General features: G+C 72.0%; 12 protein-coding genes and 1 tRNA gene. 10 read left to right on the top strand and 3 right to left on the bottom strand.

Annotation, left to right across the window (positions count from 1 at the left end; translation table 11 throughout):
* Positions 1–124: 124 nt before the first annotated feature.
* A complete protein-coding gene (locus tag LCE31_RS11340) occupies positions 125–3103 on the top strand; it encodes a penicillin acylase family protein (protein WP_225014060.1) in 2979 nt (992 codons plus the stop codon).
* Between the two features lie 119 nt (positions 3104–3222).
* Here LCE31_RS11340 and LCE31_RS11335 read toward each other — a convergent pair whose 3' ends face one another.
* Complete coding sequence (locus tag LCE31_RS11335; protein WP_225014059.1) at positions 3223–3879, bottom strand: 5-formyltetrahydrofolate cyclo-ligase; 657 nt, start codon at positions 3877–3879, stop codon at positions 3223–3225.
* 180 nt (positions 3880–4059) lie between these two features.
* Between LCE31_RS11335 and galU the strand changes: the two genes are divergently transcribed.
* The 7 genes from galU to LCE31_RS11300 all read left to right on the top strand — a co-directional run bounded on the left by galU (position 4060) and on the right by LCE31_RS11300 (position 9981).
* Entirely contained in the window at positions 4060–4974 is a 915-nt protein-coding gene (gene galU, locus LCE31_RS11330; RefSeq protein ID WP_225014058.1) for a UTP--glucose-1-phosphate uridylyltransferase GalU, read from the top strand.
* A complete protein-coding gene (gene glp, locus LCE31_RS11325) occupies positions 4971–6305 on the top strand; it encodes a molybdotransferase-like divisome protein Glp (RefSeq protein ID WP_225014057.1) in 1335 nt (444 codons plus the stop codon). The genes galU and glp overlap by 4 nt, the downstream gene beginning before the upstream one ends.
* Before the next feature lie 330 nt (positions 6306–6635).
* Positions 6636–7223, top strand: coding sequence for a cyclic pyranopterin monophosphate synthase MoaC (moaC, locus tag LCE31_RS11320; protein ID WP_225014056.1), 588 nt, complete (start codon positions 6636–6638; stop codon positions 7221–7223).
* Positions 7220–7744 carry a MogA/MoaB family molybdenum cofactor biosynthesis protein gene (locus LCE31_RS11315; RefSeq protein ID WP_225014055.1) on the top strand — a complete coding sequence of 175 codons (525 nt, stop codon included), beginning with the start codon at positions 7220–7222 and terminating at the stop codon, positions 7742–7744. The genes moaC and LCE31_RS11315 overlap by 4 nt, the downstream gene beginning before the upstream one ends.
* Positions 7741–8367 carry a GNAT family N-acetyltransferase gene (locus LCE31_RS11310; RefSeq protein ID WP_225014054.1) on the top strand — a complete coding sequence of 209 codons (627 nt, stop codon included), beginning with the start codon at positions 7741–7743 and terminating at the stop codon, positions 8365–8367. Before LCE31_RS11315 ends, LCE31_RS11310 begins: the two co-directional genes overlap by 4 nt.
* 249 nt (positions 8368–8616) lie before the next feature.
* Positions 8617–9822 (top strand): divisome protein SepX/GlpR, encoded by a 1206-nt coding sequence (gene sepX, locus LCE31_RS11305; RefSeq protein ID WP_225014053.1) that lies wholly within the window; start codon positions 8617–8619, stop codon positions 9820–9822.
* Between the two features lie 85 nt (positions 9823–9907).
* A tRNA-Ala gene (locus LCE31_RS11300) sits at positions 9908–9981 on the top strand.
* 229 nt (positions 9982–10210) lie between these two features.
* Here LCE31_RS11300 and LCE31_RS11295 read toward each other — a convergent pair.
* Positions 10211–10654: a VOC family protein gene (locus tag LCE31_RS11295; protein WP_225014052.1), complete on the bottom strand. Its 444-nt coding sequence runs from the start codon at positions 10652–10654 to the stop codon at positions 10211–10213.
* A 47-nt stretch (positions 10655–10701) separates the two neighbouring features.
* The gene (locus tag LCE31_RS11290) at positions 10702–11886 is read right to left on the bottom strand and encodes a damage-control phosphatase ARMT1 family protein (RefSeq protein ID WP_225014051.1); all 1185 of its coding nucleotides are present in this window, start codon (positions 11884–11886) and stop codon (positions 10702–10704) included.
* 654 nt (positions 11887–12540) lie between these two features.
* Between LCE31_RS11290 and LCE31_RS11285 the strand changes: the two genes are divergently transcribed.
* Positions 12541–13242: a methyltransferase domain-containing protein gene (locus LCE31_RS11285; protein WP_225014050.1), complete on the top strand. Its 702-nt coding sequence runs from the start codon at positions 12541–12543 to the stop codon at positions 13240–13242.
* Positions 13243–13547: 305 nt separating this feature from the next.
* A partial coding sequence (locus LCE31_RS11280; protein ID WP_225014049.1) for an ATP-binding protein occupies positions 13548–14835 on the top strand: 1288 nt, incomplete at its 3' end.

Below are 14835 nucleotides of genomic sequence, written 5' to 3'. Positions count from 1 at the left end.
ATGCGTTCGACTGTGTGTGCGATCACTGATTCGGCCCAATCGGACTCCGCGTCCGAGTGATCTGGCGACTGCGCCTATGGTTGCTCCAGCGTTTTCAGGACCACCTGCCCCGCGAAGGACAGCGATGCCCGCCACTACGGCTCCCCCGCCCGTCAAGAAGAAGGGGCGACGCGCCCGGCTGATCGTGATCGTCCTGGTCCTGGCTTTGGTCGCGGGGATCGGGTATGGGGCGTATTGGGGCGTTGGCACGGTACGTGCCTCTCTTCCGCAGACCTCCGGCTCGATCCGGCTCAAGGGCCTCAGTGGCCCCGTGGACGTCGAGCGCGACAGCTACGGCATCCCGCAGATCTACGCGAACAGCGACGCGGACCTGTTCCGCGCGCAGGGATACGTGCAGGCGCAGGACCGCTTCTACGAGATGGACGTCCGGCGTCACATGACCTCGGGCCGGCTCTCCGAGATGTTCGGCAAGAGCCAGGTGGGTACGGACGCGTTCCTGCGCACGCTCGGCTGGCAGCACGTCGCGCAGCAGGAGTACGACCACGAGCTGTCGCCGGAGACGAAGAAGAACCTCCAGGCGTATTCGGACGGCGTCAACGCGTATCTGAAGGGCCGTCCGGCGAAGGACATCTCCGTCGAGTACGCGGCGCTGAACCTCACGGGCAGCTACACGCCGGCGAAGTGGACGCCGGTTGACTCGGTGGCCTGGCTGAAGGCCATGGCCTGGGATCTGCGCGGCAACATGCAGGACGAGATCGACCGCTCCCTGATGACGAGCAGGCTCAGCCAGAAGCAGATCGACGAGCTGTACCCGGCGTATCCGACCAGCAAGAACAAGCCGATCGTGCAGGGTGGCGCCATCGTCGACGGCACCTTCGACCCCAAGGCGAGCCCGGACGACGAGGGCACCGGCACCGACCCCGGTACCGGCTCGGGCCTCCCCGTGACAGGGGGGACGACCGGCCTCGGCGTGAACGGCGGAACAGACACGGGATCAGGCACCGGCACGGGATCGGACACGGGATCGGACACCGGTACGAGCACCGGCACCAGCACTGGTACGGGGGTCGGCACGGGGACGGACACGTCCGTCGCGGACAGCGGGCTGACGTCGAACGGTACGTCCGTCTCGGCCGAGAACGCCGCCTACACCGACGACGCGAGTTCGGCCTCCGGCGCGGCCGAGGCGGTGGACTCGCAGCTCGGATCGCTGTCCGACTCCATCGACGAGATCCCCCAGCTCTTCGGCCCGGGCGGCAGCGGCAGCGGCATCGGTTCCAACTCGTGGGTGGTTTCGGGCAAGCTCACCACCACCGGGAAGCCGTTGCTGGCCAACGACCCGCATCTGTCGCCGAGTCTGCCGTCGGTCTGGTACCAGATGGGGCTGCACTGCCGCACCGTCTCGCCCAACTGCCAGTACGACGTCTCGGGCTACACCTTCTCCGGTATGCCTGGTGTGATCATCGGGCACAACGCCAACATCGCCTGGGGCATGACCAACCTGGGCGCCGACGTGACCGACCTCTACCTGGAGAAGGTGGACGGCGACAGCTACCAGTACGGCAACGAGCGCAAGAAGTTCACCACCCGCAAGGAGACGATCAAGATCGCGGGCGGCGGTAGCAGGACCATCGTCGTGCGGTCCACGATCCACGGCCCTGTCGTCTCCGACCGGGACGACGAACTGGTGAAGGTCGGCAAGCAGGCCCCCGTCCCCGATCTGGCGCCCGACCGGGGCAGCGGCTACGCCGTCTCCCTCCAGTGGACGGCGCTCACGCCGGGCAAGACGATGGACGCGGTCTTCGCGCTCGACAAGGCGCAGAACTTCACGCAGTTCCGGGACGCCGCGCACAACTTCGAGGTCCCTTCGCAGAACCTCGTCTACGCGGACACGCAGGGCAACATCGGCTACCAGGCGCCGGGGAAGATCCCGGTGCGCGCCAAGGGCGACGGGACGCTGCCCGCCCCCGGCTGGGACCCCGCGTACCACTGGAAGAAGCCGATCCCCTTCGACGAGATGCCGTACGAGTACAACCCCAAGAGCGGCTACATCGTGACGGCGAACCAGGCCGTCGTGGACACCGAGAAGTACCCGTACCTGCTGACCAAGGACTGGGACTACGGGACCCGCAGCCAGCGCATCACGGATCTGATCGAGTCGAAGACGCGCAACGGTGGCAAGATCTCGACGGACGACATGCAGGCCATGCAGACGGACAACACCAGCGAGATCGCGAAGCAGTTGGTGCCCTATCTGCTCAAGAACGACCTCGCGAAGAACGGGGTCCCCGATCCGGCCATCCGGCAGGCCCAGAAGCTCCTGGAGAACTGGGACTACACGCAGGAACCCGACTCGGCCGCCGCCGCGTACTTCAACGCGGTCTGGCGCAACATCCTGGAGCTGGCCTTCGGCGACAAGCTGCCCAAGGAGGTCCGGGTGAAGGGCCAGTGCCTCGACGTGCGCCCCGCGGACAGCACGGGGCCGCCGGACACCGACCAGCTCGTGCGCGAGTGCGGTGAACGGTCCGCCGACACCGCGCAGCCGGACGGCGGAGACCGCTGGTTCGAGGTCGTCGGGAACATCCTGAAGGACAACGACAACAGTTGGTGGACCTCCGTCGGCAACCGCAGGGACAAGGCCACCACCACGCGCGACCAGCTGTTCGCCCGCGCCATGAAGGACGCGCGCTGGGAGCTGACCGCGAAGCTCGGCAAGGACATGTCGACCTGGAGCTGGGGCCGTCTGCACCAGCTGACGCTGACCAACAGCACGCTCGGCACCAGCGGTCCCGGCTTCCTGAAGTCCCTGCTCAACCGCGGCCCGTACAACCTGGGCGGCGGCGGTTCCGCGGTCGACGCGACGAGTTGGAACGCGGCGGGCGGGTACGGCGTGACGACCGTGCCGTCCATGCGGATGGTGGTCAACGTCGGCGACTGGGACAAGTCGCGGTGGATCAACCTCACCGGCGCATCGGGGCACGCGTACAGCGCGCACTACACCGACCAGACGAAGAAGTGGGAGGACGGCGAACTGCTCCCCTGGGCCTTCGGTATCGACGCCGTGAACAAGGCGACCAAGGACAAGCTGACGCTCAACCCGTAGAAGCCGCCGACAAGCCGCCGACGGCGCCGAGACCGTGGGCGCCCCGGCCCGTACAGAGCAACACGGACCACCCGGGCCCCCGGCCCGCTCGGAACACGCGGCCCGAGGTCCCGGAGGTCTCAGCCGGCCGCCCCCTCGAAGCGGTGCACGCCTCCGGGCGTCACCGCGGCGTCGACGGGGCGGTCGTGCCGTTCCGCGGGAACGCGCGCCACCACCTCGCCGTCGTACAGGAGCACCGCGAGTACGGGGCGGGCGCCCGCCGCCGCGAGCCGGGCGAGCACCCGGTCGTACGATCCGCCGCCACGGCCCAGCCGCATCCCGCGCCGGTCCACGGCGAGTCCGGGCACCAGGACCGCCCCGGCGTCCAGCACCGCCGAGGGACCGAGCCGGTCACCCGTCGGCTCCAGCAGGCCCCGCGCCGCCCGCGCCAGCCGCTGCTCGCCCTCGTACGCTGCCCAGTCGAGATCGTTGTCGTGCATCAGTACGGGCAGAATTACGCGCACGCCCCGGGCGTGAAGGGCGTCGAGGAGCGCGCGCGTTCCTGGTTCGCGCCCCACGGAGACATAGGCGGCCACGGTGCGGGCGGCCGCGATCTCCGGCAGTTCGAGGGCGCGTGCCGCGAGCGCGGAGGCGGCGCCCACCCGCTCGTCCGCATGCAGCAGGGCGCGTGCGGCGAGGAGTTCGCTCCGCAGCGCGGCCTTCTCGGCGTCCGGTTCGCGACCGGTGCCACGCCCGCGTGCGTCCGTACCGCCGCCGTCTCCGGCACCGCCCCGCATGGGCCCGCTCCCGGCCCCAGCCCCGGCCCCGCTCCCGGCCCCGTGCTCACGCTGACGCTCGCGCTCTTCTGCGTCCCCGTATCCCATGGATCGTGGTCAACCCTTCATATTGAGGTCTATAGAGGCGAAATTCACTCAAAGGTAATCTTCCGCCCATGTGGGGTGGATAGGGTGCCCGGCATGGTCTACTCGCCTCTCCCCAGGATCACCAAGGCTGTCATCCCCGCGGCGGGCCTCGGCACTCGCTTCCTGCCCGCGACGAAGGCGACGCCCAAGGAGATGCTCCCCGTCGTCGACAAGCCGGCGATCCAGTACGTGGTGGAGGAGGCCGTCACGGCCGGGCTGTCCGACGTCCTGATGATCACGGGGCGCAACAAGCGGCCCCTGGAGGACCATTTCGACCGCAACTACGAGCTCGAAGAGGTGCTCACCCGCAAGGGGGACCTCGGCCGCCTCGCGAAGGTGCAGGAGCCGAGCGCGCTCGCGACCATGCACTACGTGCGCCAGGGCGACCCCAGGGGGCTCGGCCACGCCGTGCTGTGCGCGGAACCGCACGTGGGCGCCCAAGCGTTCGCCGTCCTGCTCGGCGACGACCTGATCGACCCGCGCGACCCCCTGCTCGCGCGCATGGTCGAGATCCAGGAGCGGGAGGGCGGCAGCGTCATCGCGCTGATGGAGGTCGACCCGGCCCAGATCCACCTCTACGGCTGCGCCGCCGTGGAACCGACGGGCTACGCCGACGTCGTCAAGGTGCACGACCTCGTGGAGAAACCGGAACCCGCCGACGCGCCCAGCAATTACGCGATCATCGGCCGCTATGTCCTCGACCCCGCCATCTTCGGCATACTGCGTACGACCGAGCCGGGCCGTGGTGGTGAGATCCAGCTGACGGACGCCCTCCAACAGCTCTCCGCGGACGAGGAAACCGGCGGCCCGGTGCACGGCGTGGTCTTCAAAGGACGCCGCTATGACACGGGGGACCGCGGCGACTTTCTCCGTGCCATTGTCAGACTCGCGTGCGAACGTGAAGACCTGGGCCCGGACTTCCGGGCCTGGCTCCACAGATACGTGATCGAGGAGATGCGGGCATCTTGAGCAGTACGGCAGAGTCGGCACCGGCAGGCCAGGGCGAACCGCTGTGGACGGTTGAGGAGCACGTCGCGGACATCCTTGCCGCGATCCGCCCGCTCGACCCCATCCAACTGCCCCTGCCCGACGCCCAGGGCTGTGTCCTCGTGGAGGACGTCGTCGTGCCGGTGTCGCTGCCGCCGTTCGACAACAGCTCCATGGACGGCTACGCGGTCCGTACGGCCGATCTCAGCGGCGCGACCGGCGAGTTCCCCGCCGTCCTCACGGTGGTCGGAGACGTCGCGGCCGGCAGCGGCGAGCTGCCGGAGGTCGGTCCCGGGGAGGCCGCCCGGATCATGACGGGAGCTCCGCTGCCGCCCGGCGCGGAGGCCGTCGTCCCGGTGGAGTGGACGGACGGGGGCGCGGGCGGCGGAGCCGTCGCCTCGATGCTGCCCGCCGGCGTCGGGCAGGACGGCGCGAGCGGCGAGGTGCGCGTCTACCGCACGGCGGAACCGCGCGCGCATGTGCGCGCGGCGGGCAGCGACGTACAGGCGGGCGAGCTCGCCCTGGAGGCGGGTACGGTCCTCGGCCCGCCGCAGATCGCCCTCCTCGCCGCGGTCGGCCGGGGCACGGTGCGGGTACGGCCGCGTCCGCGCGTCGTCGTCCTGTCCACAGGAAGCGAACTCGTACAACCCGGGGAAGAGCTCGCGGAGGGCCAGATCTACGACTCCAACAGCTTCGCCCTCGCGGCGGCGGCGCGGGACGCGGGCGCGATCGCGTACCGGGTCGGCGCCGTCGACGACGACCCGGACACCCTGCGCGCCACCATCGAGGACCAGTTGGTGCGCGCGGACCTGCTGGTGACCACGGGCGGCGTCAGCGTCGGCGCGTACGACGTGGTGAAGGCGGCGCTGTCGTCCGTCGGCGACGAGGACGAGCCGGGCAGCGGCATCGACTTCCGCAAGCTGGCCATGCAGCCGGGCAAGCCCCAGGGGTTCGGCTCGATCGGCGAGGCGCACACGCCGCTGCTCGCCCTTCCGGGCAACCCCGTGTCCTCGTACGTCTCCTTCGAGCTGTTCGTACGGCCCGCGATCCGGGCGATGATGGGCGTCCTGGACGTCCACCGTCCGGTCGTGCGGGCGAAGCTCGCCGCGGACGGGCCGCTGTCGTCGCCCGGGGGCCGCCGCCAGTTCATGCGGGGCAGGTACGACGCGGCGGCCGGCGAGGCGGCCCCGGGCGGCGGCGCGGGCTCGCATCTCGTCGCCGCGCTCGCCCACGCCGACTGCCTGCTCGTGGTGCCTGAGGAGACGACGGTCGTGGAGCCGGGCACGGAGCTGGACGTCGTCCTGCTGGGCTGACACGCCCAACCCGCGCCCGCGTCGCGCGGCCCGGCCCCGCGTGCGCGGGTACCGGCTCCGGGCCGGGCAGCCCGTCCGCCGCGCGCGGGACGGGCGGTGCGGGAGGGACACCCGAGCGGGTGCGCGGCCTCCAGGAGAAGGGCACTTCGGCGCCCGGGCGTTCTCCCGCGCACGCCAGGGGGCATCCTGACCGGCCGTAGGGCACCCGGTGGCGGTACCGTTGGCTGCCCACACAGGCCGAAACAGGCCGACGGGGGCCAGGGGCGAGGCCGTGGAGGCCGGGTCCCGCACGGCCGCCAGGACGGGCCAGGACCGGGAGCGTCACACCGTATGACCGCGATTCCGCCGGGGGGCAGCCCCGGACGCCCGGGACCCGGGGGTTCGGTACCCCAGGGCTCCGACACCCAGCACGGCGCTGCGGGCCGCAGCGGCCTGACCCATGTCGACGAGACGGGCGCGGCCCGCATGGTCGACGTCTCGGCGAAGGACGTCACCGCGCGCGTCGCACGCGCCTCCGGCCGGGTGCTCGTCTCGGCGGACGTCGTCGCGCTGCTGCGGGGCGGGGGAGTGCCGAAGGGCGACGCCCTCGCCGTCGCGCGCATCGCGGGCATCATGGGCGCCAAGCGCACCCCGGACCTCGTGCCGCTGTGCCACCCGCTCGCGGTCTCCGGGGTGAGCGTCGAGCTGACAGTGGAGGACGACGCCGTGGGGATCGCGGCCACGGTGAAGACCACGGACCGCACAGGCGTGGAGATGGAGGCGCTGACGGCGGTGTCCGTCGCGGCGCTCACGGTGGTCGACATGGTGAAGGCCGTCGACAAGGGGGCGGTCATCACGGACGTGCGGGTCGAGGAGAAGAGCGGCGGCAAGTCGGGCACCTGGACGCGCTCCGAGGACGCCAACGGGGGTGCCGCGTGACCACGGGGCAACCGGCCGCCGGGAGTGCCGCGCGGGGCTACCGCGCCCTGGTGGTCACCGCGTCCAACCGGGCCGCGGCCGGCGTCTACGAGGACACCGGCGGTCCGCTCATCGCCACGGCCCTCACCGGCCTCGGCTTCGCCGTCGAGGGACCGCGCGTCGTACCCGACGGCGACCCCGTGGAGCGCGCGCTGGTGGAGGGGGTCGCGGACGGCTACGACACCATCGTGACCACCGGCGGTACGGGCATCTCGCCGACCGACCGTACGCCCGAGGCCACCCGGCGGGTCCTGGACTACGAGGTGCCGGGCATCGCGGAGGCGATCCGCGCGCGTGGCGCCGCCAAGGTCCCCACGGCCGCGCTCTCGCGCGGACTCGCGGGAGTGGCGGGCCGGACGCTGATCGTCAACCTGCCGGGCTCGACGGGCGGGGTGCGCGACGGGCTGGCCGTACTGGACGGGCTGCTGGCGCACGCCGTGGACCAGATCCGCGGCTCCGACCATCCCCGTACCGGCGGATGAACCCCGCCTGGCCCGTGATCCTGGTGGACGGCGACATCGCCCTCCGTCCCATAAGGATGCGCGACCAGCGCGCCTGGAGGGACGTCAACCGGCGCAACAGGGACTGGCTGAGGCCCTGGGAAGCAACGATTCCGCCGCCGTCTCCCGGTGCCCCGCTCGCCCACCGGCCGACGTACCGCCAGATGGTCCGCCACCTCAAGAAGGAGGCGGCCTCGGGGCGCATGCTGCCGTTCGTCATCGAGTACCGGGGGCGGCTCGTCGGCCAGTTGACGGTGGCCGGCATCACCTGGGGGTCGATGTGCTCGGGCCATGTCGGCTACTGGGTCGACAGCGGCGTCGCGGGGCGCGGGGTGATGCCGACGGCGGTGGCACTGGCCACCGACCACTGCTTCCAGATGCTCGGCCTGCACCGCCTTGAGGTCTGCATCCGCCCGGAGAACGCGCCGAGCCGCAGGGTGGTCGAGAAACTCGGCTTCCGCGAGGAAGGGGTACGGCCGCGCTACCTGCACATCGACGGGGCGTGGCGCGATCACCTCGTCTTCGCGCTGACGGCGGAGGAGGTGCCGGAGGGGCTGCTGCGCCGCTGGCACCAGGCCCGGCGGCGCCGGACGCCGGGAGGGTGACCCACGCGGGCGCGGCTGCCCGGCCCGCCCGTCGAGTGAAGCAGTCCGGGCGATGTGTTCGAAATTCGTTCGAATTTCCGGACCGGTTTCATAATGAAATAGGTGTTCGATATCGATCGAACCCTGTCATCATCCGACCATAGGGCGAGCCGAACAAACACAAAAAAGTTCAGTGATATCAGCCAGTTCGTGCGACACACCGGCTCAATTGGCGGATCAGCTCCGGCGAATCCCTCTACGGTGTGAAGCGTGAGCAGCAGCGGCCTCATCTACGCAGTCATCGTCGGGGCCTGGGCCGCCTACCTGGTGCCGATGTGGCTCCGCAGGCAGGACGAGCTCAACGAGGCGCGCCCGACGGAACGCTTCAGCACCGCCATCCGGCTGCTGTCCGGACGGGCGGCGATGGAGCGTCGGTACGCCAAGGACCTGCGGGAACGTACCGCCGACCAGGCGGCCGACGCACCCGGGAGCCCCGATCCGGCGCACGAGCAGGACGAGCGGAGTGAGCGGAGTGAGCGGAGTGAGCGGAGTGAGCCGGGCGCCTTCGGCGGACCCGACGCCCACGACGCGCAGCCGGACAGCGGGACCGAGCCTCTGAGCTCTGTCGACGTCCGGTCCTTCGCCGCGCCCCCGGCGCTGACGGAGGCCCGGATCGAGGTACGCGGGAACGTCGAGCCGGCCGAGCGCCCCGCTCCGCCCGCCCGTCCCGCGGAGCGTGAGCACGCGCCCGGCGCGCGGCGCCGCGCCCCGGCGGGCGACCGCGCCACCCGCGCACGCCGCTCGAAGGTCCTGGCGCGCCGCCGCCGCACGATCGTGCTCCTGTTCGTCGTCTTCACCGCGGGCGCGGTCGTCGCCGCGATCGGCGGACTCGACCTGCTGTGGGCACCCGCCGCCCCGGCCGTCCTGCTCAGCGTCTACATCGCGTATCTGCGCTCCAACGAACGCCGCCGCTTCACCTTCACCATGGACCGCCGCAGGGCCGAGGCCGCCGCCCAGCGGCTGCGCGAGACCCGGTCCCACCGCAGGCCGCCCGCCGCGCAAGGACAGGGCGGCGAGGCCGGAGACGTCCCGTCGCCGCAGCCCGCCGCGCGCGTCTCGCCGCAGGAGGCCGGGCGCCGGGCCCTGGTGGAGCAGACCGACCACGCGGAGTGGCTCGACCAGGAACGCGAGCGCCGCCCCGGCCGCGGCGACAGCTGGGAGCCGGTCCCGGTACCGCTTCCCACATATGTCACCGCCCCCGTGGCCCCGCGTGCCTCCAGCGGCGTGGACGTCAGCGACCCGGAGACCTGGAGCGCGGCGCGCTCCTCCACGGCAGCCGACCCGACCCCGCCGCCCGCCAGGCCCGCGCAGGAGCCGGCGCCCGCACCCGCCCCGCGCCGGGCCCGTGACCGGGGCAGGACCCCCCTGTTCGACCAGTACGACGACGAGGACCGCCCCCGCGCCGCCAACGAGTGACGAGACCGCGCCGGTGCCCCGGTGACCAGCGCACAACGGATTTCCGAGCATCCGGATCGGGATGCTAGAGTTTCACTCGTCGCAAGGGCCTGTGGCGCAGTCCGGTAGCGCACCTCGTTCGCATCGAGGGGGTCAGGGGTTCGAATCCCCTCAGGTCCACAGACACCGTTCTTCTTGAGTCTGCTCAGGGAGAGTTGAGGGAGATCCCGTCCGATCGGCTTGATTGGACGGGATCTTCGCGTTTCCGGCTTCGGCGCCCCGGCTCGTGACTGGAGGGGCTTCCGGGTTCCGCTTCCGGGCTCCAGGCTTCGGGCTCGGGGGCCTCAGGCTTCGGGCCCTGGACTCCAGGCCCCGGGCCTAGGGTCCCGGGGCTTCCGGGTTTCCGCGGTCAGACCGCGAAGACCTGTGCGTCGTCCGCGAACGCCTTGAACTCCAGCGCGTTGCCCGCCGGGTCCAGCAGGAACATCGTCCACTGCTCGCCCTTCTCGCCCCGGAAGCGCACGTACGGCTCGATGACGAACTCCGTCCCCGCCGCTCGCAGCCGCTCGGCCAGGGCCTGGAACTCCTCGACCGACAGCAGCAGTCCGAAGTGCGGTACGGGGACCTCGTGGCCGTCCACCTCGTTGTGCGCGCGCCGCGCCGGGCGCTCCGCGAGGTGCGTCACGAACTGGTGGCCGTGCAGGTTCCAGTCGACCCACCGCTCCGCGCTACGGCCCTCGGGCAGGCCCAGCACGCCCCCGTAGAAGCGGCGCGCCTCGGCCAGATCGTCGACGGGCACGGCCAGATGGAAACGCGGCAGCGGCGTCTCGTGCGAGCTCTCGTGCGTGCTCATGCGTGTGGTTCGCCCTCTCTCACGGCGGTGGCCCTACGGGAACGACGCTACGCGCCGGCCCCCGCGACCTGCACCAGGGCCTGTGTCCCCGAGACGCGCCAGGGCTCGCCCGAGGCGTCCAGCGCCGTGGCCGTGGCCGGGGCAAGGCCGGTGATCACGTCGGACTTGAGCGTGCGCAGGGCCGCCACAGGACCCGGGAAGTGCGCGACGCGCGACGCGAAAGGCGTCGTCGGCGGCCAGAGCCGGTCGCCCACCAGGCGGCGGTAGTTGAGGTCGCCCTTCACGATCGTGACGGTCGCGGAGCCGAGTTCGGCGCGCAGATCGTCCGGCATCGCGTCGTAGGCGAACGGCGCGCAGAAGAAGGGGTGCGCGCCGATGCCCAGGCGCCCGTCCGCGACCGCGGTCCACAGGCGGCGGCCTGCCTCGCCCGCCTGCCCCGGCGCGGCCCCGAGGCGCCGCAGTGCCGCGGTCGCGTCACTCGTCGTCGCGTCGGAGACGTAGTACGGATACGGCTTGACGTGCAGGACGACGTGCCCGGCACGGCCCGTGCGCAGCAGGTGGTCGAGCAGGAGCAGATCGGGCACCAGCTCACGGCCCGCGTTGTCGGCGATGAGGTGGACGCGGACGTCGGGGCCGCCGCCGGGCGGCAGCAGACCCCACAGCCGGTCCCGGTCGTCGGCGACGAGCCGGTCCGCGCCGCCCGGCTCCGCCTCCTCGGCCGTGATCCGGAAACCGAGGTCCGCGCGGTTGCCCCAGAGCGCGGCGCCCAGCAGCGCGTCCGCCCGTTCGACCTCGGGGCGGGCCTCGAGAGCGTCCAGCGCGGCGAGCTCCTCGTCCACCGTGCCGCCGCGCAGTTCGGCGTCCTTGAACGGCGCGAACGGATCGAGCCCCAGCCGCGGCCCCGGCGTGAAGTACCCGACGGCGCCCAGCAGCCTGCGGTAGAAGTAGCTCTCCGCCCAGAGGAACGGCGGATCGAACCACGTCCCGCCGTAGTACGCGTCCCCGCCCCACGCCACCCAGCGCTCCGCGTCGTGCGCCTCCCGCGGCAGCGGCGCGATCGTCCCCCGCGTGATCTCGGTGAGCAGCGCGTCGAGGGCGCGCTGCTCCGCCGGCGGGTACGGGGTGGCTTCGCGTACCCGCGCGATCAGCGCGGGATGGCGCTCTGCGAGCACGCCATGGGCGAAGGTCCCGGGGACATCGGTACGGATCTCGGGGGCGTCGGCGGTATCCACGAGGGCATGATGCCTCGCGCCGGCCGCCGGTGCCCGGCGGCGGAGCCCGCGCCCCGATGCCGCGCACGCGCACCCGACGAGGGACCCGTGCCCTTCCGGGACCGGCGCGGTGCGCCGGCCGCCCGTTACGCTCCTCCCATGGCTCGTACCTGCGTTCCGCACCGCTTCCTCTGACGCGGCGGCTCACTTCCTCGGCGTGACCGGCCCGGCCCCGTGCGGCTCGGTCCCGCCGCCCTCCGGTGTGCCCGCACGCCCCCGGCGTGCGCCCCGAGGATGTCCGCCGCCGTCCCGCAGTGCAGGAACCAGGAACCCTCCCATGCCCTTCACACCACCCGTCCTCGATGTCCTTGTCTGTCCTGTATGCCGGGACTCCCTTCGGCTCTCCGGCCGCACGCTCCGTTGCGGTGCCCGCCACACCTTCGATCTAGGCCCTCTCGTTTGGATCTTGTCGGGCTCGCGTGCCGCGGCACCGCACCTCGCGGCGTTGTCGTCGGTCGCCATGGCTCCGCCATGACTCCCTCCTCCGCCTTGCGATTCACGGCACCGGACCCCGCTCACTGATCCGACCAGACCCAAACGAAAGGCCCTGCCCGCCAGGGCTACGCCGCCCTCCTGACCGGGAGCGCGCGCAACCTCACGGGCGACATCGCGGGGATGGTGGCGGCCCGGGACGCCTTCCTCTCCGCCGGCCACTTCGCGCCGCTCAGCCGCGCGCTCGCCCGGATCTGCGCCGGTGTCGCCGCCGGTGGCGGGCCCGGCGCGCTTCCCGCGTGCGGCCCGGGGCCCGTCCTCGACGCGGGCACGGGGACGGGCCACTACCTCGCGGCCGTACTCGACGCGCTGCCGCCCGGGGCCGCGTACGGGCTCGGTCTCGATGTCTCCCGGTACGCGCTGCGGCGCGCGGCCCGGGCCCATCCGGGGCTCGCCGCGGCCCGCTGGGACGTGCGGCAGGGGCTGCCCGTGGCGGACGGGTCGGTTCCGCTCGTGCTGAACGTCTTCGCGCCCCGCAATCCCGGGGCCTTCCACCGCGCGCTGCGCCCGGGCGGCGCGCTCGTGGTGGTCGTGCCGACCCGGCGCCATCTCGCGGAGCTGCGAATTCCGCTGGGGCTGCTGGCCATTGACCCGACCAAAGAAGTCCGCCTGCGACTGGCGTTGTCCGACTTCTTTCGGGAAACGCATTCAGAAGTCCTTGAATATTCGACCTCATGGAGCGCCGAGAATATTTACCCGCTGATCGCCATGGGGCCGACCGCGCACCACGTCGACCCCGCGGAACTGGCCGCCCGGCTGAGCCGAATGCGCACCCCCGTGCACGTCACCTCGTCCTTTCGGCTGGTGGTTCATCGCCCGAGGTGACGGAGCGTAGATGTTCTACCGGACGATCTTGTTGTGGTCGTCGCAGGTCAGGGGCGCCCCGTGAAATCCGGGGCGCCTTCCGTCCGGGAAAAGCGTCCGTGCCCGCTCTCCGGGGGATATACGATCCCCACAATGTCCGGCCTCCAACATTCCCTGACACGGGTGTAGTTGCCACTTCGCGAAATACACCCGGCTGAGGGATTGACCTCCGACTGAGGAAATGACCTCAGGATCGGCCGGACCGGTACCGTTCGCGGCGGCGGACCGGTCGGAGGCCATAACTTCGGACAACGCGAAGGTTATCCATGACCCGTGCCCGTACCCCCGTGTCTGCCTCCTCCTCCCGCAGGACACGCCCCTGGCCGGCTGTCCTCGTCCTCGCGTTCCTCGCCCTCACCGGCGGTGGTTTCGCCATGGAGCGGGTCGTCGGCGTCGGGGCCGTGGCGGCGTACGGGGTCGCGGGCGCCGTGCTGCTCGGCTGGCTTGAGTCGTTCAGGCGCGCACAGCGGGACCTCACCTACAACCTGATCAAGCTGCGGGGCGAGGTCACCGAGCGCGACGCGGAGATCGCCCGCCGCGAGGCGCAGTGGCGCGGCTACGCGGCAGGCCAGGCCGAACGCGTACGCGAAGAGGCCGCGTTCACGCTCGACCGGCGGCTGCCCGCGGCCCTCGCCCGCGGCCCTGTACCGCCCGCCCTGTACGCAGAACGCGCCGACGGCCCCGGCGACCCGGGCGGCTCCGACGGCGGCCCCGGCCTCGACGTGTGGTTCGACCGGATTCTCGCCGAGATCTCCCGGGCCATCAACGAGCGGGAGGAGTCGCAGCGGCTCTCGCTCGTCGAGCTGGCCAACCGCATCCAGACCTCCGCCCACCGCATCCAGGCCAAGGCGACCGGCATCGCGGACCGCTACCCGGGCGACACCGACCTGCTCGACACCACCATGCAGGTCGACCACGCGGCCACCCAGCAGGCGCGGCACGCGCAGAGCCTGAAGGTGCTGTGCGACGAATGGCCCGGCCAGCAGTGGCAGGACCCGCTCGCGCTGGTCGACGTCGTACGGGCCGCGTCCGGCCGCATCATGTCGTACCGCAGGGTGGAGGTCACCGGCGATCCCGACATCGGGATCGCCGCCATCGTGGTGGAGCCGCTCATCCACCTCGTCGCGGAACTGCTGGCCAACGCCACCGAGTACTCGCCGCCGCGCACCGCCGTCCCGGTCGCCGTCCGCCCCGTGCAGCGCGGCGCGGTGATCGAGGTCGACGACGGGGGGCTCGGCCTGGACGACCACCGGCTCGACGAGGCGCGCGAGATCGTGTCGGGCCGCAGGCTGCTCGGCGTCGGCGACGTCGGGGAGATCCCGCAGACCGGCTTCGCGGTCATCGGCCGCTTCGCCAAGCGGCACGGGTTCGGCGTCGACCTCGGGCCCTCCCCGTACGGCGGGATTCGCGCGGTCGTGCTCGTCCCCCTGGAGATGCTGGTGAAACTGGCCCCGCCCGGCACGGTCAAACGGCGTCGCGCGAAGGACCAGGACCCCGAGCGCGTACCGGGCCAGGCGTCCGGCCGGGGCCGTGCCGGGGGCCTGAGCGCCGCGG

The organism is Streptomyces sp. 8L, from assembly GCF_020176795.1.
GTDB lineage: Bacteria > Actinomycetota > Actinomycetes > Streptomycetales > Streptomycetaceae > Streptomyces.
The sequence above is the reverse complement of the archived record's forward strand: the minus strand, read 5'-3'. Positions and strand labels throughout refer to the sequence as shown.